Below are 19,994 nucleotides of genomic sequence, written 5' to 3'. Positions count from 1 at the left end.
TGCAGCTGTGGACAACGTTCCGGGCTGCTTCGCGGACCTGGCAGCATGGCGGGGTGACACCAGCAACGGACGCCTCTCTCTTCCCGCAGGTCCCCGACTCTCCTGACGCGGTGCTCGACGGGCTCGACCCCGAGCAGCGTGAGGTGGCGACGGCCCTGAACGGTCCGGTGTGTGTGCTGGCCGGCGCCGGTACGGGCAAGACCCGCGCGATCACCCACCGCATCGCGTACGGCGTGCGGGCCGGCATTCTCCAGCCCGCCAGTGTGCTGGCCGTCACCTTCACCGCGCGTGCGGCGGGCGAGATGCGTGGACGTCTGCGCCAGCTGGGGGCGGGCGGTGTGCAGGCCCGGACGTTCCACTCGGCGGCGCTGCGTCAGCTCCAGTTCTTCTGGCCCAAGGCCGTCGGCGGTGACGTGCCGCGGCTGCTGGAACGCAAGATCCAGCTCGTCGCGGAGGCCGCCGCCCGCTGCCGCATCCGCCTGGACCGCAACGAGCTGCGCGATGTCACGGGCGAGATCGAGTGGTCCAAGGTCACCCAGACCGTCCCCGCGGACTACCCGGCCGCGGTGGTGAAGGCGGGCCGTGACGCCCCGCGGGACCCGGCCGAGATCGGGCAGATCTACGGCACCTACGAACAGCTCAAGCGGGACCGCGGGACCATCGATTTCGAGGATGTCCTGCTGCTCACCGTCGGGGTGCTGCAGGACCGGCACGACATCGCCGAGCAGGTCCGCTCGCAGTACCAGCATTTCGTCGTCGACGAGTACCAGGACGTCAGCCCGCTGCAGCAGCGGTTGCTCGACCTGTGGCTGGGCGACCGCGACAGCCTCTGCGTGGTCGGCGACGCCAGCCAGACGATCTACAGCTTCACCGGCGCCACCCCGGACCACCTGCTCAACTTCCGCACCCGCCATCCGAACGCGACGGTCGTGAAGCTCGTCCGCGACTACCGCTCCACGCCGCAGGTCGTCCACCTCGCCAACGGGCTGCTGTCACAGGCCAAGGGCCGGGCCGCCGAGCACCGCCTGGAGCTGGTGTCGCAGCGCGAGGCCGGGCCCGAGCCCGCTTATGTGGAGTACGCCGACGAGCCCGCCGAGGCCGAGGGCACCGCCCGCCGTATCAGGGACCTCATCGCCTCCGGTGTGCCGGCCAGTGAGATCGCGGTTCTCTTCCGTATCAATGCCCAGTCGGAGGTCTACGAGCAGGCGCTCGCCGATGTCGGTGTGCCGTATCAGCTGCGCGGTGCCGAGCGGTTCTTCGAGCGGCCCGAGGTGCGCGAGGCCGGCATCAAGCTGCGGGGCGCCGCCCGCTTCGGCTCCAACGACGCGCTGCTCGACGACGCCGTCGACCTGCCGTCCGAGGTGCGGGCGGTGCTGAGCGACATGGGCTGGACGGGTGAGCCGCCGGCGGGCTCGGGCGCGGTGCGGGACCGCTGGGAGTCCTTGGCGGCGCTGGTCCGGCTCGCCGAGGACTTCGCCAAGGCCCGTCCCTCGGCGACCCTCGCCGACCTCGTCGCCGAGCTGGACGAACGCGCCAACGTCCAGCACGCCCCGACCGTCGAGGGGGTGACGCTCGCCTCGCTGCACGCCGCGAAGGGCCTGGAGTGGGACGCTGTCTTCCTGGTCGGCCTCACCGAGGGCATGATGCCGATCACCTACGCCAAGACTGATGAGCAGATAGAGGAGGAGCGCCGGCTCCTCTACGTCGGCGTCACGCGCGCCCGCCTGCATCTGGGTCTCTCCTGGTCGCTGGCGCGCTCTCCCGGCGGCCGGGCCTCGCGGCGGCCGAGCCGGTTCCTCAGCGGCCTGCGGCCCGGCTCCGGTGCCTCGGCCGGGCGTCGCGTGCCGGGTGCGGCTGTAGGCGGTGTGGAGCGTGGCGCGGAGGCGGCGGGGGCAAGGCGGCGCAAGCCTCGCGGTCCCGCGCGCTGCCGCGTCTGCAACAAGACGCTGACGGACGCGGGCGAGATGAAGCTGATGCGCTGCGAGGACTGCCCGTCCGACCTCGACGAGGGGCTGTACGAGCGCCTGCGCGACTGGCGGGCCGAGCAGGCCGGCCTGCTGAGCCAGCCCGCGTATTGCGTGTTCACCGACAAGACGCTGATGGCGATTGCCGAGGCCGTTCCGGGAACCGAAGCGGAGCTCGCGGGCATCTCAGGAGTGGGACGGCGCAAGCTGGACCGCTTCGGTACGGATGTGCTGGCGCTCTGCGCCGGCGAGGAGCTCGCGGGGGCTTCGGAGGACGACTCCGAGGACGGCGCGAAAAACTCGTCGGAAAAATAGTTTGCGCGCGCGGAGCGCATCGCCATAGCCTTCGGGAGCACGGAAACGACGGGCTTCCGAGTTCCGATGGATCCGTGCTGTACTTGAACATGTTTGGAACGGGATTCCCGGTCCACCGAGACGCCGAGAGGAGGCGAGCCCAGTGATCAGCATTATCGAGATGGACAAAATGACCGATCTCTCGGTCGTCGCCCCCTGCGCTCTCGGCTCCTCGCTCCTTGGCACCGGTCTGTCCGGCTTCGGCCGCCTGTCCGGTTCCGAGGTCGCGCGCCCCGAGTCCCTCGCCGTCCTGACGGCCGGCGAGCGCACCGCGCGACCGAGCGAGGCACCTGCGGTAGCAGCGGCGGCAGTGGCGAATGCCTTTGCCTTCGAGGCGGCCAATGGTGCCGGATCCCCGAAGACGTACCAGACGAAGCATGAAATGTGGGCCTACCGCGGCCTCGAACCCTGGAGAGATCCAGCCTGATCGGCACGATCAGGTCGGCACCTTCCAGGGCCGCGGAACCCACACCGGGATCCGCGGCCCTTTTGTTTTGCCCAACGCGCCCAGCCACCAGCCGGGCCGACAGACGAGGAACACACCACCGTGCAACTCCAGACGCACACCCCGTCCGTAGCGACCGACCTGATCCCTCCGCCCGACCCTCAGGAGAACTCCTTGCTGCCCCTCACCGAGCTCGACGACGAGATCGACCGCCTCGGCGCCGCTGTACCGTGCCGGACCTACGACCCCGAGGTCTTCTTCGCCGAGTCCCCGGCCGACGTCGAGTACGCCAAGACCCTGTGTCAGACCTGTCCCGTCCGTGAGGCCTGCCTCGCCGGCGCCAAGGACCGTCGTGAGCCGTGGGGCGTCTGGGGCGGCGAACTCTTCGTCCAGGGCGTCGTCGTACCGCGGAAGCGTCCGCGTGGCCGTCCGCGCAAGAACCCGGTTGCGGCATGAGCATCACCGGCACAGGAACGATCGACCGTCCCGTCACACGGGATCCCAAGAAGCAGGACCCCACGATGAACCCCTCTTTCACCGAGACACCCGCCCCCGTGAACTCCAGCGCGACCGAGTCGCGTCAGAACAGGAACCTCGCCATGCAACTCATCCCAGAAGCCCTGGCTCGTGCGCATATGCATGAACGCCTGCAAGAGGCCGAATCCGAACGCAGGGCCCACCGGCTCGCCGCCGCGCGGCGTATGCAGCGTCGCGCCGAACGCGCGTCGCTGCGTGCCCGCCGCGCGCTGGCCATGGCCGTGATGCAGTAACGCCGCACGACCGTGCCGCGCCGCCACGGGGTCCGTCCGAGAGGGCGGGCCCCGTGGTGCGTTGTATCCGGGTTCGCGAGGTCGGCGGGGATATCGTCGGATGGTGGACCAGAGGACACATGAGCAACCGGAGTTGAGTACGGAGAGCATCGTGTGCGCCCGCTGTGGCGCCGTCGCCGAGGGTGCCTCGCCGACCTGGACCTGTTCCGTCGAGAACGGTGAGCGCTGCTACTTCTGCGACCGTTGCGCGCGGGAGAACATCCGGGCCATCGAAGGTCGGCTGGATTCGTCCTGGTGGTGAGCGTCGACGCTGCCGGGGCCTCCGGCAGTGCCGGGGCGTGCCGATGACGTCCGGCGCAGGTGAGCGGCGCTGATCCTGGTGTGATCGCCGTGGTGGGAAGAGGGCCGGACGGCCGGTGTGCCGACCGGACCGGTGTGCTCAGGCCGTGCTCTCCCCGACGGTGTCCTCCGCGGCCTCCTCGGTGAGGTGCTCGCCGAACTCCGCGATCTCCGCTTCCTCGGCGGCCATGAATCCGGGCATCCATGCCTCCAGCTCCTCGCGCAGCCGGACCGTCGCCCCCAATTGGCACAGCACGCCGATGGTGCTCAAGGTGACCCGGTGGATCAGGAGGTAGGAAGGCGGGAGGTTGAGCCTCTTGGCCAACTGGTACGCGGGGGAGCGGGGATCACCGATCCGGGCGGCCTGGTTCCGCATCCAGCTGCGGGTGAAGGTGAATTCCTCCACCTGCGCCGGTTCGATGATCGGCAGGAGATAGTCGAGGACCGCGTCCGGGTCGAGGTCGATGGTCTCCTTGACGAAGCCCTCCTGGCACAGCTGCTGATAGACCGCCTCGGCCTCGCCGTCCAGCGTCATCCGCAGTGAGGTGCCGATCGTCGGGGGCAGGCCCTCGGGCAGCCGGTCGACGGTGCCGAAGTCCAGCACGCCGAGGCGCCATTCCTCTCCGGTCCCGTCCGGGTCGTCCTTGGGCAGCAGGCGGAAGTTGCCGGGGTGCGGGTCGGCGTGCAGCAGGCCGGTGCGGGCCGGTCCGGAGAAGAGGAAGCGCGCCAGCAGTTGGCCGGCCCGGTCCCGCTGCTCGTCGGTGCCGTCGGCGATCACCTCGGACAGCGGCACTCCGTCCATCCATTCGGTGACGAGCACCTGGTCGCTCTGGTGGACCACGGCGGGCACCAGTACATCCGGATCGTCGGCGAATTCCTCGGCGTGCGCACGCTGAGCTTCCGCCTCCAGGGCGTAGTCCAGTTCCTCCGACACCCGGTCGCGCAGTTCGGTGATCAGCGGTTTGATGTCCATGCCGGGGATCAGCGGGCCCAGCAGCCGGGCGAAACGGCTCAACTGCGACAGGTCCGACAGTAGGGCCTGGCCCGCCCCCGGGTACTGCACCTTGACGGCCACCTCGCGGCCGTCGTGCCACACCGCCCGGTGGACCTGCCCGATCGATGCCGCGGCGGACGGTTTGTCCTCGAATTCCTCGAACAGCTCCCGCCAGTCCTCGCCGAGGCGTTCGGCCAGCACGGAGTGGACCGTGCTCGTCGGCATCGGCGGCGCCGCTTCCTGAAGTTTCGTCAGGGCGGCGCGGTAGGGTCCGGCGATCTCCTCGGGCAGTGCCGACTCGAAGACGGACAGTGCCTGCCCGAACTTCATCGCCCCGCCCTTGAGCTCTCCGAGCACCTTGAAGAGCTGTTCCGCGGTGCGCTGTTGAAGCTCTCGGCCGACGATCTCGGCGGACCTGCCACCGATCCGCTTGCCCAGGCCCCAGGTGGCGCGGCCGGCGAACCCCAGTGGCAGCGCGGCCAGCTTGGCGGTGCGGGTGACCGCCTTGCGGGGAAGATCAGACATGCGCCCCTCCAACTCACACTGTCCCCCTACCGGGGTTACTCCGTCATTGTGGCGTGTTGTGGCCGCGGATCCGAGGGGCCCGCCCCACAAGTGAGGCGAGCTGCACCGCATTCGCACTCCGGATGCGGCTCGATCCGCACCGTGCGTACGTCCGCGCACGGCAGCGCGACCTCCATCCGTGCACCCGTACAGGGCGGCAGGCCACCGTCGAGAAACGTCAGCGCCTGCACGGCGGTCAGCCCCGCCACCGCCGTCGCCAGCGCGGCGTCACACGCCGGCACCGCAGGCGACGCGCGCCCCGACCGCCACTGCGCGAGCAGCCGCGGCCAGGCCGGTTCCTCCTCCGTGCGCCGCAGTTCGTCGCAGCGCGCGCAGGCCGAACCGCCGGGCAGTACCAGAGGTCCCACCACACCCGTGCCCTCGATCACGCCCGCGTAAAGGTGTGGGATTCCGGCGGTGAGGAGCGGCTCGGACAGTACGGGGTCGGGGGCGTAGGCGCCGAGGCCGTCGCGAGGGGTGAGCACCGTCAGCGACAGGCCGGGTTCGCCGGAGTCGCTCACCGGGACGAGCGGGCGGGGTCTGCGGGACCAGGGGGACGACTGGTGGACCAGCCGCCGGGCCGTCACGTCGCGCCGCTCGCCGATCCGCTCCGCGGGCAGCCCGCCCGGTGTGACGTCCGCGGGCGCGACCGAACCGCCGTCCAGTACGTCCACCCGGCCGATCCCGGCGGCCGAGAGCAGCGCCGCGACCTGGGCACCCACCCGTCCCGTACCGCGGATCCGGACGCGGACCGCCCGGCGGGCCCCTATCCGGCCGAGGGCGCCGGCGGCTTCCGGGTGCTGTACGGACAGGGATGCCAGGTCGGGCCGGAGGCGCTCGCAGGCGGGGCCGTCGGCCCGTACCGCGTCGGCGGCCGGTCCGCCCGCGGTGGGTGCCTCCAGCAGTCCCGCGGCGCCGAGCCGGTCGACGACGCCCCGGGCGTGTTGCGGAGGCAGGTCCAGTGACCGGGCCTCCTCGACCAGCTGCTGCATGCTTCTGGTGCCGTCGATCATTGAGAGGAAGCTGCCGGTGGCGGTGTCGACCGGGCCGACGACCACCGCGTGGGCCGGCGCCACGCCGAACCGCACCGTTTCCCTGTCCCGCCAGCCGCGCCGCAGCGCGGGCTTGAGCATCGGATGCATATCCGCCCCCGTTCTTCGTGGTCCGGCTGTCAGCATGCGCCGTGCGCCGCGGCGGTGCGGAAAGTTGTCCACAGGCGGTGGGTAATAGTCGTACAAGCCGTGCCCGCCATGGAGTGTTTCGCGGGCGAACCGTCCGCGGGGCGGGACTTCCCGCAGCTCCAGCGGGTAACGTCGGGCACGTGCCCGCCGACTCTTCCCCTCGCGGCTCCGGGGAGACGCCCTTGCGCCGTGCCGCAGAAAGCTCGCGCCGGGCTGCTCCGAGCCCGACGGTGCACAGCCCGGGCACGAGCGCGGTCGAGGTGCGCCGCAGTTCGCGACGGCGCAGAACCGTCTCCGCGTACCGCGAGGGCGACCGCACCGTTGTCCTGATTCCGGCCCGTATGTCCGAGGCCGAGGAGCGGCGCTGGGTCACCGTCATGCTGGACAAGCTCGCCGCCCAGGAGAGCAAGCGCATGCTGGGCGACGGTGAGCTTGCCGAGCGGGCCGAGCGGCTGTCCGGCCAGCATCTGGAGGGCCGGGCCCGCGCCGCCTCGGTGCGCTGGGTGACCAACCAGAACACGCGGTGGGGATCGTGCACCCCCGCGGAGGGCAGCATCCGTCTGTCGCACCGCTTGCAGGGCATGCCGGAGTACGTCGTCGACTACGTCCTGCTGCACGAGCTCGCGCATCTCCTCGTCCCCGGCCACGGGCCCAGGTTCTGGCGGCTGCTGGAGTCCTACCCGCGCACGGAGCGGGCCCGCGGCTATCTCGAAGGCGTGGTCGCGGCCGACCGGCTGCCTCATCTGCCCGTCGCCCGCGACGAATGAGAGCCGTGCCCGGCAGGATCGACCGCTCCCCGGCATCGCCCGTTGTCGGCGTCAGCGGTTAGCCTGGCGCGCACAGGAACTCACAGCGGGAGCGGGGGACGGTCGTTACGTATGGCCAGGGAATTCCAGCGGGGCCACAAGGCCAAGATCAGTGACCTGACACCGGGGACGGATCTGTACGTCGGTGTGCAGATCGCCGGTTCCGGGCTCACCTTCGACATCAGCTGCTTCGGTCTCGACGCGAACGAGCGGCTGTCCGACGACCGTTACTTCATCTTCTTCAACCAGCCCAAGTCGCCGGAGGAGGGGATCCAGCAGCTGGGTCCGCAGGCCGGCGACACCGAGTCCTTCCGGGTCACCCTGGACCGCATCCCGCAGCAGGTGCAGAAGCTGTCCTTCAGCGCCGCGCTGGACGGCGCGGGCCAGATGTCGCAGGTCGGCCCCGGCTACATCCGTATCGTCGCCGGCGGTGAAGAGGTCGCCCGCTACTCCTTCGACGGCAGCGAGTTCAGCACCGAGCGCGCCGTCATGCTGGGCGATTTCTACCTCAAGGACGTGTGGCGGTTCGCCGCCGTGGGGCAGGGCTTCGACGGCGGCCTGGAGGCGCTGCTGAAGAACTTCGGCGGTGAGGTCGCGGAGGAGGCGGAGGCCGAACAGCCTCCCGCCGCGCAGGCCGTTCCCGGGTTCGCGCCACCGGCCGGGGCCGCCCCCGCGCCGACGTTCGCGGCCCCGGCCGCACCCGTGCCGCCGCAGCCCGCGCCGGACTTCGGCCCGCCCCAGGGCGCTCCGCAGCCCGCCGCGCAGCCGCCGCAGCCGACCGTGCCGCAGCCGCAGCAGCCCACCGCCCCGCAGGTTCACAGCGCGCCGACCATCGCCGCGCCGATGGCCCCGCCGCCCGGTGCCCCCGTGCCGCCGCCCGGCGCGCCCGGGCAGCCGCCGCAAGCGCCCTACGGCCAGCCCGCGCCGCAGGCCCCGTACGGCCAGCCGGCCCCGGGCGGGTACGGCGGACAGCCGGGTCAGTACCCGGCCCAGCCCGCCCCCTATGGCCAGCAGCAGCCGCCGGGCGCCCCGCATCCGGGCCAGGCCCCGGTGCCCCAGGGCGCCGGCCCCGATCTGGGCACCGTCCTGGAGAAGTACAAGGAAGCCCCGACCGGTCAGCGGTGGACGCCGCAGAACCCCAAGCTCATCCGCGTCGACCTCGGCGTCGAGGGCCAAGCGGTGCTCGCCCGCCAGGGCAGCATGGTGCTCTACCAGGGCAAGGTCGACTTCAGCTACAAGGGCGCCGGCTTCCGCGGTCGGATCGTCGGCAACGCCACCGGCCAGGAAATGCAGCTCATGCGCTGCTCGGGCCAGGGCCAGGTGTTCTTCGCCGAGAACAGCGCCCATATCCACCCCATCGAGCTGCAGGGCGACGCCATCTGCGTGTCGGCCGAGAGCGTCCTCGCCTTCGACGAGTCGCTGCAGCACGAGATCCGCCGCATCGAGGGACACGGCATCCCCGGTGGCGCCCTGTTCACCATGCAGTTCCAGGGGACGGGCACCGTCGTCGTCAAGACCCAGGGGATGCCGGTCGTGCTGCCGGTCACCCCGACCACCTTCGCCGACGCCAACGCCATCGTGGCCTGGTCCGCGGCCTCGCAGGTGATCATCTCCAGCCAGGTGAGCCTGCGCCGCCACGCCTTCCCCGGCCACTCCGGCGAGACCGTGAACCTCCAGTTCCGGGGCGCGCCCGGGAACTTCATCGTCGTCCAGCCCTACGAGGTCTGAGGGAGCCCGTGAACATGAACCAGCAACAGCTCTCGGGCTACGTCCCGACCCCGCCCGCCGCCCGTATGGAGAACCACGGCAGTGCCATGGTGAAGATCGCCATGCAGAGCGGCCAGGACGTCTTCGCGCGCACGGGCTCGATGGTGGCCTACGAAGGGTTCGTCCAGTACGAGCCGAACCCGCCCGCCGTACGCCAGATGGCTTCCCAGTGGCTGACCGGCGAGGGCGCCCCGCTGATGAAGTGCACCGGCGACGGCCTGCTCTACCTCGCCGACTACGGCGCCGACGTGGTCTGCATCAACCTCAACGGTGAGGCGCTCTCCGTCAACGGCACCAATCTCCTCGCCTTCGACGCGCACCTCCAGTGGGGCGTGCAGCGCGTCAAGGGGATGGCGAAGTTCGCCGGCCAGGGGCTCTTCAACGTCGCCATCTCCGGCACCGGCTGGGTGGCGCTGACCTCCCGTGGCACGCCCATCGTCGTCGACTGCGGCCGCGGCGAGGACGAGACGTATGTGGACCCGGACGCGCTCGTCGCGTGGTCCACGCATCTGAAGATGAAGGGCAAGCGCAGCTTCAAGGCGTCGTCGATGATCGGGCGCGGCAGCGGCGAGGCCTATCAACTGGGCTTCTCCGGGCAGGGTTTCGTCGTCGTCCAGCCCAGCGAGGACAGCACCGACCGGCTCCGGGCCCGGGGCTGAGGGGGAGGACCGAACACGCCATGCAAAGTCCGCTTTTCGCCTTCACCGAGGCACAGACCCAGGACCGCTACGCGCTGCAGAACGAGCAGCTGCTGCGCGTCGCCCTCCAGGGCCACGAGGACCTTCTCGCCCGCAAGGGCACGATGGTCGCCTATCAGGGCCTGCTCGAATTCGACGGCAACTACCAGACGCAGGGACAGCGCCGCACCCGCGCGGGGTCCGGTGAGGGCCTGGACCTGATGCGGGTCTCGGGCCAGGGCACGGTCTACCTCGCCAACCTCGCGCAGTACGTCCATGTCGTCGATGTCGACCACGACGGTCTGACCATCGACAGCAGCTATGTCCTGGCGCTCGACTCCGGCCTGCACTGGGAGGTCGTCTCCGTCGACAGCCAGTACGGCATCTCCGGCACCGGCAAGTACCAGCTCAACATCACCGGCCGTGGCAAGGTCGCGCTGATGACCTCGGGCCAGCCGCTGATGCTCCAGGTGACGCCGGAAACGTACGTCAACGCCGACGCCGACGCCGTCGTCGCCTGGTCCGCCTCGCTGCGGGTGCAGATGCAGGCGCAGACGCACTCCTCCGGGGTGTGGCGGCGCCGCGGCGGGACGGGCGAGGGCTGGGAGCTGAGCTTCCTGGGGCAGGGGTACGCCCTCGTCCAGCCCAGTGAGCTGCTGCCGCCGCAGCAGGCCGTCATCGGGTCCGGTGTGGCAGCCCAGTTCGGCATGGGGCAGCACGGCGCCCACGGTCAGAACCAGGGCAACATCTTCACCAACTGACGCAACGCCGCGGCGCCCGTCCCGGTCCGGGACGGGCGCCGCGGCGCTGTCTGTCGCCCGATGGGCGGCAGCGGGCCCTCAGAGCAGCGCGCGGGTCCTGTCGACGAGGCGCACCACGGACGCGTCGGCGACGCCCGCCACCTCGTCGTAGGCGAACCACCGCAGGTCCAGCGATTCGTCGCTGATCGCGGCGACCGCTCCTTCCGGGGCCAGCGCCGCGTACTGGACGTCCAAGTGCCAGGCGCAGGGCGTGTGATGACGATCCAGCCGCACCGGGCCGCCGGGCAGCAGCGTCAGCCCCTGCGCGATCCCGGACTCCTCCCGCGCCTCACGCAGCGCCGCCTCGGCCAACGAGGTGTCCTCCGGCTCGCAGTGGCCGCCCATCTGCAGCCACATCTGCAGCTTGCGGTGCAGGGTGAGCAGGACCCGGCCGCGGGCCGGATCGATCACCAGGGCACTCGCCGTGACGTGCCCTTCCTTGCAGGGCTTCCACATGCCGTCCGGATGAGCGGCGAGGTGGTCGAGATAGGTCAGCCGCAGCTGCTCCTGGTCGGACGACGGCGCGGGCCACTCCTTGAGGACCCGCGCCGCCTCCTCACGCAGACTCACTTGTCGCCGTCACCCTTGCCCTCGCCGGTGCCCTTGTCGGGGCCGTCCGCGGGGCCCTCGCCGGACGCCTCGGGCTTGCCCTCGGATTCGGCGGCCGGCGCCTCGGGCGATGCCGCGGCGGGCTTGGCCAGGTCGGGCTTGGCGCCGTTCGCGGCCTCGCCCAGCATCTTGTCCAGCTCGGAGAAGTCCGGCTGCTCGTGGTGCACAAAGCCGTCCGGGTCGTCCAGATCGGCCGCCGTCGGCAGCATGTCCGGGTGCTCCCACAGGCCGTCGCGGCCCTCCAGCCCCCGGGCGTCCGTCAGGGAGGCCCACAGGCGGGAGGCGTCCCGCAGACGGCGCGGACGCAGCTGCAGGCCGATCAGCGTCGAGAACGTCTGCTCGGCCGGGCCGCCGCTCGCACGGCGCCGCCGCAACGTCTCACGGAGCTTGTCCGAGGAGGGCAGATGCGGCTTGGAGGCGGCGTGCACCACCGCGTCCACCCAGCCCTCGACGAGGGCGAGCGCCGTCTCCAGGCGGGCCAGTGCCGCCTTCTGCTCCGGGGTGTCCTCGGGCTGGAACATGCCCTGCTGGAGTGCGTTCTGCAGCTCCTCGGGATGCTGCGGGTCGATCTGGCCGACCACGTCCTCCAGCTTGGTGGTGTCGACCTTGATGCCGCGCGCGTAGCCCTCGACGGCACCGAACAGATGCGAGCGCAGCCACGGGACGTGGGCGAAGAGCCGCTGGTGGGCGGCCTCGCGCAGGGCCAGATAGAGCCGCACTTCCTCCTCGGGCACGCCCAGGCCCGCGCCGAACGACGCGATGTTGCCGGGCAGCAGGGCGGCCTTGCCGGCCGGGCCGAGCGGCAGCCCGATGTCCGTCGAGCCGACGACCTCGCTCGCCAGCACGCCCAGCGCCTGGCCGATCTGGGTGCCGAACATCGCGCCGCCCATGGAGCGCATCATGCCGAGCAGCGGGCCGGCCATGGCCTGCATCTCCTCGGGCAGCACATCCCCCATGGCCGCCCCGACGCGCTCGGCGAGCGGGTTGACCAGGTCCTTCCACACCGGCAGGGTCTCCTCGACCCACTCGGCGCGGCTCCACGCCACGACCGAGCCGGAGCCCGACGGCAGCGACGTCACACCGTCCAGCCACAGGTCGGCCAGCCGCACGGCCTCCTCGACCGCGGACCGCTCACCAGGGGAAAGGCTCGCGTCCTTGCTGCCGTCCTCGGCGCCCTGCGCGACGGTCTGCCGCGCGATGTCCTTGGCCATGTCCCAGTTCACCGGGCCGCCCTCGTAGGAGAGCATCTGGCCGAGCTTCTGGAACGCGGCGCCCAGATCGCCAGGGTTCATCTCGCCACCGGGTCCGCCCATGCCGCCGAAGAGCGCCGCGAACGGATTGTCCGCGCCGCCGCTCCCGCCGCCGAACCCGAACGGGTCCGCGGGGTCCTGGCTACCTCCCTGGCCGCCCTTCTTCTTGCCGTTGTCGCCGTCCTCCGGCTCCTCCGGCGGAAGGCCGAATCCAAATGGGGTGTCACTCACGGGTTTCCTCGGCTCGTAGGGCCGCCGGCCGGGGCCGACGGCGACTGCCCGACATCACCTCCAGCGTAGACACCCGGACCGCTTCGGGGCTCGGTGCTTCGCTGTCGCGGTGGCTGCGGCAGGATGGACGCCACCTGGTACGGCACGCGTGAGCACGCGTACGTACTGAAGACAACCGCTGGAGACGCCCGGTGAGTTCCCCAGATCCGACCGTTCGCGCAGCGCGAAACGCTGCGGCCACGCCCGACAAGGCGGGCGGCACCGCGGGCGGCGCCACGGACCGGCCGCTGCGCCGGCCCGTCGTGGCCGTCACCGGAGCCGCCTCCGGAGTCGGCGCGCTCCTGACCCGTGCCCTCGCCGAATCCGACGAGGTCAAGGAGGTCATCGCCATCGACGAGCGGCGCGGTGACGTCGCGGAGGCCCACTGGCACGTCCTGGACGTACGCGACCCCGCCATCGCCGAGAAGCTGCGCGGCGCGGACGTCGTCGTCCACCTGGCACTCGACCTCGACCTGGAGACCGACGCCACCGCCCGCACCGCCTACAACGTGCGCGGCACCCAGACCGTCCTCACCGCGGCCGCCGCGGCAGGCGTCCACCGGGTCGTGCTGTGCACCTCCGCGATGGTCTACGGGGCGCTGCCCGACAACGACGTTCCGCTGGCCGAGGACGCCGAGCTGCGCGCCACGGCCGACGCCACCGGTGTCGGGGACCTCATGGAGATCGAGGACCTCGCCTACCGCGCCCCCCGCGCACACCCGGGCCTGAACGTCACCGTGCTGCGCCCCACCGTCCTGGTGGGCGGTACCGACACCGCCCTGACCCGCTACTTCGAATCGCCCCGCCTCCTGGTGGTCGCCGGATCGCGGCCCACCTGGCAGTTCTGCCACGTCGAGGACCTGGTCAGCGCCCTGGAATACGCGGCGCTCGAGAAGGTCGACGGGGAGCTGGCGGTCGGCTGCGACGGCTGGCTGGAACAGGAGGAGGTCGAGGAGCTGAGCGGCATCCGGCGCATGGAGCTGCCGTCGTCGGTGGCCCTGGGCGCCGCGGCCCGCCTGCACCGCATCGGCCTGACACCGTCGCCCGCCGGGGACCTCGCGTACACGATGCACCCCTGGGTGGTCAGCGGCAGCCGCCTGCACGACGCGGGCTGGCGCCCCCGGTGGACCAACGAGGAGGTGCTCGCCGAGCTGCTGGAGGAGGTCGCGGGTCGGCACACCGTCGCGGGCCGCAGGCTGGGCCGCAAGGACGCCACCGCCGCGGGCGCGGCGGGCGCCACCGTCGCCCTGCTGGGTACCGCCGCGCTGGTCAGGCGTGCCCGCAAGGCCCGCCGCCGCATCTGACCCGGCCGGCGGCGGGCTGTACGAGCCTCCAGTGCCGCGGCCGCAGCCCCGGTGGAAACGGCGATTCCCCCGGGCGCTCCCGGTGGGGCACGATGGGGAGTATGTCTGGCACGCGCACCCCCTCGTCGTCCGGCCGTGAGCACCCTGGTGAGCAGGGCGCCGCGGACCCCATACGGCTGCTCGCGATCCGTGAGGCCCCGCTGTCCGTGGACGAGGTCTTCGCGGCCGTCGGGGACGACGCGGCGGGTGGCACGGCCCTCTTCGTCGGCACGGTCCGCTCGCACGACGGCGGGGCGGACGTCGACGGCCTCGGCTACTCCTCGCACCCGTCCGCGGAGGCGGAGATGCGCCGCATCGCCGAGAAGGTCATCGCCGACTTTCCGGTCCGTGCGCTGGCCGCCGTCCACCGGGTGGGCGAACTGGCCATCGGAGATATTGCGGTCGTCGTCGCCGTGTCCTGCCCGCACCGGGGCGAGGCGTTCGAGGCGTGCCGGAAACTGATCGACGACCTCAAGCACCAGGTCCCCATCTGGAAGCACCAGACTTTCTCGGACGGTACGGAGGAATGGGTCGGCGTCTGACGCGCCACCCATCGAGGCAACGGCCCCCGGCCGGGCCTCGTTTTCCGAACGCGGGGCCGAATAGGTGCCCCGGCGTTCCGGTTGCGTAACCCACCCCCTGGCGTGAGCGTTGACCTGTTGGATGGGTAATCTGCTTATTCGTCGATTTGCGGTCGCGCAAAGGGTCGGGAGGCCGCTGTGGGTGCACTCCTCTGGTTGTTGATTCCGGTTCTCGCTGCGATGGTTGCCGTGGTGTGGAGCACTTGGGCGCAGCGAAATCGCAAGACGGGGGATGTCGCGGAGCTCGCGGGGTACGCCCGGTTCCGCGACGCGATGGAGAGGGAACGTTCCGCTTCCGAGCCCGCCTCGGACGCGGCCTGACGTTCCCCGGTCGTACGCACGAGCAATGGCCGTCGCTCTGAGGAGTGACGGCCCGCCATGCGGGGGAGGCCCGGGGCAGCTCCCCGGACGGACGGCCCCGCGGGCCGGTTGTCATACCCGTCCCGTACTGTCGTTCCATGCCACGCCGCACCGCGACGCTGCTCGCCTCGACCCTCATGTTGATCGCGCTGCTCTGCGCGGGGGTGCTGATCCCCGTGCCGTATGCGGAGATGTCGCCGGGCCCGACGGTCAACACCCTGGGTGAGCACAGCGGCGAGCCGGTGCTGGAGATCTCCGGGCGCAAGACGTACCCGACGACCGGTCACCTCAACATGACCACGGTCCGGGTCACCGGCCCCGACTACACCATGAACCTCTTCGAGGCGGTCTACGGCTGGCTGGAGCACGACAACGCCGTGGTGCCGCACAAGACCCTCTACCCCGAGGGGCAGACGGCCGAGGAGGCCGATCAGGAGAACGCCGAGGAGTTCAGCCAGTCCCAGGAGAGCGCCAAGGCGTCCGCGCTGCGCCAGCTGAAGATCCCCGTCGCCACCCAGACCGTCGTGGGTTCCGTGGTGAAGGACATGCCGGCCGACGGCCGGCTGCACGCCGGTGACGTCATCAAGGCGGTGGACGGCAAGCCGGTCACGGAGGCCGCCGGCGTCGCCAAGCTCGTCACCCTGCACAAGCCGGGCGAGAAGGTCCGCTTCACCATCATCCCCGCCAAGACGGCGGCCGCGGCCGAGAAGCAGGGCAAGCGGCCCTCGACGGGTACGAAGGACATCACGCTCACCACCCAGAAGGCGGAGGACGGCCGGGCCATCGTGGGCATCCAGGCCGAGGTGGACCACATCCTCCCGTTCAGCATCGACGTCAAGCTGGCCGACGTCGGCGGGCCGAGCGCCGGGCTGATGTTCGCGCTCGGCATCGTCGACAAGCTGACGCCGCAGGATCTGACCGGCGGCAAGTTCGTGGCCGGTACGGGCACGATCGACGACAAGGGCAAGGTCGGGCCGATCGGCGGCATCTCGATGAAGACGGTCGGCGCTCGGGACAAGGGCGCGGAGTTCTTCCTGACGCCGAAGGACAACTGCGCGACCGCCGCCAAGGACACCCCGCCCGGCCTCACCCTCGTCAAGGTCAACACCATCGGCGACGCGGTGAGCGCACTGCAGAAGATCCGCTCGGGTGACACCGACGGCCTGCCGAGCTGCAGCCCGGCAGGCCGGTCGTAGGCCGGCGGGTCCCGCCGCCCGCCCGGAGACCCGAAAGCCCCGGCCGTCGTCGGCCGGGGCTTCGTGATCGGGTGGCTCAGCCCTCGAACGTCGCGGACAGCGCGTCCGCGAGGCCCGGCACCAGGGCGGCGCCGGTGAGCACTTCGGACGTCGAGTCCTTCTCGCGCAGCCGCAGCGCCGATTCCCGCGAGCCGTCCCGCAGCACGCCCACCGTCATCCGGACCTCCTGACGGTCCGGGTGGTCGGCGACCCACTTGGCGAGCTGCGCGTCGTCCAGGCCCTCGGGCACCGAGTCCTCCGCGGACGGCGGCAGCATCAGCCGCTCCACGGTCATCGCGCAGCCGGTGACGGCCTCCGGCCAGGCGATGGTGGCCAGGAACTCGTCCAGCGGGACGCCGGCCGGGATCTCGTCCTGCTCGACGGGGGTCAGGGAGGTGGTGGTGGAGTCGTCGATGCCGAGCTGCGCGGCGAGCGAGGGCTCCTGGGCGCGCAGCTTGGCGGTGTCGACGAGGGCGAACAGTCGGGCGGGCTGATCCCAGCCGAGCCCGGCGCTGTACTCGTCGATTTCGAGCACCGCGCGGGTCAGTGGGTTGGCGGCGAGGGGGGTGCCGTCAACGGGGAGGTTGGTCATGCTCAACATCGTGCCTTGTGAACCCCGGAAATCGGGAACCGAGTAAAGCCTTCGTAAGTTGCATCAGTGGGTCCTACTATCGCCGGGCCTGCTCAACACGACAGCGAACTTCGAGGTGCGCACCTTGGCTTTCCAGATGCCGGACCGCGGCGGAGGCCCGACAGGGCCACGGATCAGAGTCGGCCGACCGTCCCGGCGGATCCGGACCCTGCTCATGACGTTGGGTGTGTTGGCCGTGCTGGCCATGCTCTTCGTGATGTTCGCGGGGTTCTGGACCGACTGGCTCTGGTATCGCTCGGTCCACTATTCGTCGGTCTTCACCACCACCCTGTGGACCAAGATCGGTTTGTTCTTCTTCTTCGGCGTGCTGATGGCGTCGGCCGTCGGCGTCAACGTCTGGCTGGCGCACCGGCTGCGGCCACCGCTCAGCGCGATGTCCACGGAGCAGCAGAGCCTGGACCGTTATCGGATGAGCATCGCCCCGTTCAAGAAGTGGGCGCTGATCGCGATCGGTGCCGTGGTCGGCCTGATCGCCGGTGCGTCCGCGTCGGGTGAGTGGCGCACCTGGCTGCAGTGGGTCAATGGCGTGTCGTTCGGCCAGAAAGACCCGCAATTCGGGATGGATGTCTCGTTCTACGCATTCGATCTTCCCTGGTACCGCTTCCTGTTGAGCTTCGGCTTCGCCTGTGCGGTGCTGTGCCTGATCGCCGCCGCGCTGACCCACTACCTCTACGGCGGGCTGCGGCTGACCAGCCCCGGATCCCGGGCGACGGCCGCGGCGACCGGTCATCTCTCGGTGCTGCTGGGGATCTTCGTCTCGCTCAAGGCGATCGCGTACTGGCTCGACCGGTACGGCCTGGCGGTGAAGTCCAGCGGCCTGAAGTCGGCCGACAACTGGACGGGTCTGCGCTATGTCGACGCCAACGCCTATCTGCCGGCGAAGACGATTCTGTTCTGCATCGCGGTGATCTGCGCGGTGCTGTTCTTCGCCACCCTCTGGCGCCGCACCTGGCAGCTGCCGGTGATCGGCTTCGGCCTGATGGTGCTCTCCGCCATCCTCATCGGCGGGCTGTATCCGGCGATCGTGCAGAAGTTCCAGGTCCAGCCGAACGAGCAGGCCAAGGAAGCGCCGTACATCAAGCAGAACATCAAGGCGACGCGGGACGCGTACGACATCCAGGACTCGGGGGTCACGCCCTACAAGGGCAACTACAAGCCGGCCACGAAGGCGGACAGTGAGCGGCTGCGTGAGGACGCCGACACCACGGCCAGCATGCGTCTGCTCGACCCCAACGTGGTCTCGCCGGCCTTCCAGCAACAGCAGCAGGTGCGCGGGTACTACCAGTTCCCCTCCACCCTCGACGTCGACCGGTACAAGGACAAGGACGGCGCCGAGCAGGACACCGTCATCGGTCTGCGCGAGCTGAACATCGCCGGTATCCCCGAGCGCAACTGGATCAACGACCACTTCAAGTACACCCACGGCTACGGCGCGGTCGCCGCGAAGGGCACCGAGCCCGCCGAGGGCGGCGGTCCGAAGTACACCGAGTCCGATCTGCCGGCCAAGGGGCAGCTCGGCAAGTACCAACAGCGGGTGTACTACGGCGAGAAGACCTCTCAGTACTCCATCGTCGGTGGTCCGCAGAAGGAGCTGGACTACTCCGACGACAGCGGAGAGAAGAGCTACAGCTACACCGGCAGGAGCGGGGTGAACCTCGGCAACCCGATCAACCGCGCCGCCTACGCGGTGGCGTTCGGCGAGCCGCAGATCCTCTACTCCGGCGCGATCGGTGAGGGCTCGCGGATCCTGTACAACCGCACGCCCAAGGAGCGGGTCGAATCCGTCGCCCCCTGGCTGACGATCGACGGCGACGCCTACCCGGCGGTGATAGACGGCCGGATCCAGTGGATCGTGGACGCCTACACCACCAGCAACGGCTATCCCTACGCCTCGCGCACCACGCTCGGGGACACCACCGCCGATTCGCTCACCGACGGACAGCGGGCGGTGGTGGCTCAGCAGAACCAGGTCAACTACATCCGCAACTCCGTCAAGGCGACGGTCGACGCCTACGACGGCTCGGTCAAGCTCTACCAGTGGGACACCAAGGACCCGGTTCTCAAGACCTGGATGAAGTCCTTCCCCGGCACGGTCGAGAAGAAGAGCTCCATCAGCCCGTCGCTCAAGGAGCATCTGCGGTATCCGCAGGACCTGTTCAAGGTGCAGCGGCAGCTGCTCACCACCTACCACGTCACGGACCCGGGCACCTTCTACACCGGCTCCGAGCGCTGGCAGATCCCCAACGACCCGACGACGAAGTCGGGCAACGCCGTACCGCCGTACTACCTGAGCCTGAAGATGCCGGATCAAAAGGGGCAGACCTTCTCGCTGACGACGACCTTCACGCCCAGCAAACGCGACAACCTGGGCGCTTTCATGGCCGTCGACGCCAATGCGACCAGCAGCGACTACGGCAAGATCAGACTTCTGAAACTGCCGTCGCAGACACCGGTGCCGGGACCGCAGCTGGTGCAGTCGAAGTTCAACTCCGATCCGAGCATCGCCAACGAGCTGAACATCCTCAAGAAGCTCGGTGATTCGGAGATCGAGTACGGCAACCTGCTGACCGTGCCCCTGGACGGCGGACTGCTGTACGTCGAACCGGTCTACCTGCGGGGCGCCAACACCAACTACCCGCTGCTGAAGAAGGTGTTGGTCAGCTACGGCGACAACAAGCCGGTGCTGGAGAACTCCCTCAAGGACGCGCTGGATGTCGTGTTCGGCAAGAAGGCCCCCAGTTCGGGCACGGAGGAACCGCCCGCCGGCGGCGACACGACCCAGCCGCCACCGTCCGACCAGACGGTGCAGGAGGCCCTGGGCGACGCCCAGAAGGCTTACGAGGAGGGCGAGAAGGCGCGCTCCTCGGGTGACTGGGCCGGTTACGGCGAGGCCCAGAAGAAGCTCAAGGCGGCGCTGGACCGGGCCGCCGAGGCATCCGAGAAGGCAGGTAAGTCGGGCGACTGACGCGATCCGGCCGGGAGCAGGCCGGGGTGCGGCCGCCGGTGCGAACCGGTGGCCGCACATCCGCGGTG

Annotated in this window: 18 protein-coding genes; 13 read left to right on the top strand and 5 right to left on the bottom strand. The window is 70.4% G+C overall.

Features of this window, described 5'->3' with window-relative positions:
• Positions 1-53: 53 nt before the first annotated feature.
• The 5 genes from QOM21_RS12930 (at position 54) to QOM21_RS12910 (ending at position 3,834) form a co-directional block, all read left to right on the top strand.
• The gene (locus tag QOM21_RS12930; RefSeq protein WP_407550042.1) at positions 54-2,279 is read left to right on the top strand and encodes an ATP-dependent DNA helicase UvrD2; all 2,226 of its coding nucleotides are present in this window, start codon (positions 54-56) and stop codon (positions 2,277-2,279) included.
• A 142-nt stretch (positions 2,280-2,421) separates the two neighbouring features.
• Positions 2,422-2,745: a hypothetical protein gene (locus QOM21_RS12925; RefSeq protein WP_398558032.1), complete on the top strand. Its 324-nt coding sequence runs from the start codon at positions 2,422-2,424 to the stop codon at positions 2,743-2,745.
• A gap of 120 nt (positions 2,746-2,865) precedes the next feature.
• Positions 2,866-3,219, top strand: a complete 354-nt coding sequence (locus QOM21_RS12920; RefSeq protein WP_026169602.1) for a WhiB family transcriptional regulator — start codon at positions 2,866-2,868, stop codon at positions 3,217-3,219.
• Positions 3,216-3,533, top strand: a complete 318-nt coding sequence (locus QOM21_RS12915; protein WP_407550041.1) for a hypothetical protein — start codon at positions 3,216-3,218, stop codon at positions 3,531-3,533. The genes QOM21_RS12920 and QOM21_RS12915 overlap by 4 nt, the downstream gene beginning before the upstream one ends.
• A gap of 100 nt (positions 3,534-3,633) precedes the next feature.
• Positions 3,634-3,834 (top strand): hypothetical protein, encoded by a 201-nt coding sequence (locus QOM21_RS12910; RefSeq protein ID WP_407550040.1) that lies wholly within the window; start codon positions 3,634-3,636, stop codon positions 3,832-3,834.
• Positions 3,835-3,972: 138 nt separating this feature from the next.
• Here QOM21_RS12910 and QOM21_RS12905 read toward each other — a convergent pair whose 3' ends face one another.
• Positions 3,973-5,391, bottom strand: a complete 1,419-nt coding sequence (locus tag QOM21_RS12905) for an ABC1 kinase family protein (RefSeq protein ID WP_407550039.1) — start codon at positions 5,389-5,391, stop codon at positions 3,973-3,975.
• 35 nt (positions 5,392-5,426) lie between these two features.
• The gene (locus QOM21_RS12900) at positions 5,427-6,563 is read right to left on the bottom strand and encodes a ThiF family adenylyltransferase (protein ID WP_407555657.1); all 1,137 of its coding nucleotides are present in this window, start codon (positions 6,561-6,563) and stop codon (positions 5,427-5,429) included.
• A 188-nt stretch (positions 6,564-6,751) separates the two neighbouring features.
• On the opposite strand from QOM21_RS12900, the gene QOM21_RS12895 reads away from it, so the two are divergent.
• The 4 genes from QOM21_RS12895 to QOM21_RS12880 all read left to right on the top strand — a co-directional run bounded on the left by QOM21_RS12895 (position 6,752) and on the right by QOM21_RS12880 (position 10,622).
• The gene (locus QOM21_RS12895; RefSeq protein ID WP_407550038.1) at positions 6,752-7,378 is read left to right on the top strand and encodes a M48 family metallopeptidase; all 627 of its coding nucleotides are present in this window, start codon (positions 6,752-6,754) and stop codon (positions 7,376-7,378) included.
• 111 nt (positions 7,379-7,489) lie between these two features.
• Positions 7,490-9,145: a TerD family protein gene (locus tag QOM21_RS12890; protein ID WP_407550037.1), complete on the top strand. Its 1,656-nt coding sequence runs from the start codon at positions 7,490-7,492 to the stop codon at positions 9,143-9,145.
• A 14-nt stretch (positions 9,146-9,159) separates the two neighbouring features.
• On the top strand, positions 9,160-9,843 hold the full coding sequence (locus QOM21_RS12885) for an AIM24 family protein (RefSeq protein WP_407550036.1): 684 nt from the start codon (positions 9,160-9,162) through the stop codon (positions 9,841-9,843).
• A gap of 20 nt (positions 9,844-9,863) precedes the next feature.
• Entirely contained in the window at positions 9,864-10,622 is a 759-nt protein-coding gene (locus QOM21_RS12880; protein WP_407550035.1) for an AIM24 family protein, read from the top strand.
• A 78-nt stretch (positions 10,623-10,700) separates the two neighbouring features.
• Here QOM21_RS12880 and QOM21_RS12875 read toward each other — a convergent pair whose 3' ends face one another.
• Positions 10,701-11,231 (bottom strand): NUDIX hydrolase, encoded by a 531-nt coding sequence (locus QOM21_RS12875; RefSeq protein ID WP_407550034.1) that lies wholly within the window; start codon positions 11,229-11,231, stop codon positions 10,701-10,703.
• On the bottom strand, positions 11,228-12,751 hold the full coding sequence (locus tag QOM21_RS12870) for a zinc-dependent metalloprotease (RefSeq protein ID WP_407550033.1): 1,524 nt from the start codon (positions 12,749-12,751) through the stop codon (positions 11,228-11,230). The genes QOM21_RS12875 and QOM21_RS12870 overlap by 4 nt, the downstream gene beginning before the upstream one ends.
• A gap of 191 nt (positions 12,752-12,942) precedes the next feature.
• Between QOM21_RS12870 and QOM21_RS12865 the strand changes: the two genes are divergently transcribed.
• The 3 genes from QOM21_RS12865 to QOM21_RS12855 all read left to right on the top strand — a co-directional run bounded on the left by QOM21_RS12865 (position 12,943) and on the right by QOM21_RS12855 (position 16,270).
• A complete protein-coding gene (locus QOM21_RS12865; protein ID WP_407550032.1) occupies positions 12,943-14,094 on the top strand; it encodes an SDR family oxidoreductase in 1,152 nt (383 codons plus the stop codon).
• 101 nt (positions 14,095-14,195) lie between these two features.
• Positions 14,196-14,675, top strand: coding sequence for a molybdenum cofactor biosynthesis protein MoaE (locus QOM21_RS12860; RefSeq protein WP_407550031.1), 480 nt, complete (start codon positions 14,196-14,198; stop codon positions 14,673-14,675).
• A gap of 497 nt (positions 14,676-15,172) precedes the next feature.
• Positions 15,173-16,270, top strand: coding sequence for a PDZ domain-containing protein (locus QOM21_RS12855; RefSeq protein ID WP_407550030.1), 1,098 nt, complete (start codon positions 15,173-15,175; stop codon positions 16,268-16,270).
• 76 nt (positions 16,271-16,346) lie between these two features.
• Here QOM21_RS12855 and QOM21_RS12850 read toward each other — a convergent pair whose 3' ends face one another.
• Entirely contained in the window at positions 16,347-16,901 is a 555-nt protein-coding gene (locus tag QOM21_RS12850) for a PPA1309 family protein (RefSeq protein WP_407550029.1), read from the bottom strand.
• A gap of 136 nt (positions 16,902-17,037) precedes the next feature.
• Between QOM21_RS12850 and QOM21_RS12845 the strand changes: the two genes are divergently transcribed.
• Positions 17,038-19,926 (top strand): UPF0182 family protein, encoded by a 2,889-nt coding sequence (locus tag QOM21_RS12845; RefSeq protein ID WP_407555656.1) that lies wholly within the window; start codon positions 17,038-17,040, stop codon positions 19,924-19,926.
• Positions 19,927-19,994 lie beyond the last annotated feature (68 nt).

Origin of the sequence: Streptomyces sp. Pv4-95, assembly GCF_045782725.1 — a bacterium.
In the GTDB taxonomy this organism is placed as follows: Bacteria; Actinomycetota; Actinomycetes; order Streptomycetales; family Streptomycetaceae; genus Streptomyces.
This window is presented reverse-complemented; position numbering and strand designations above follow the sequence as displayed.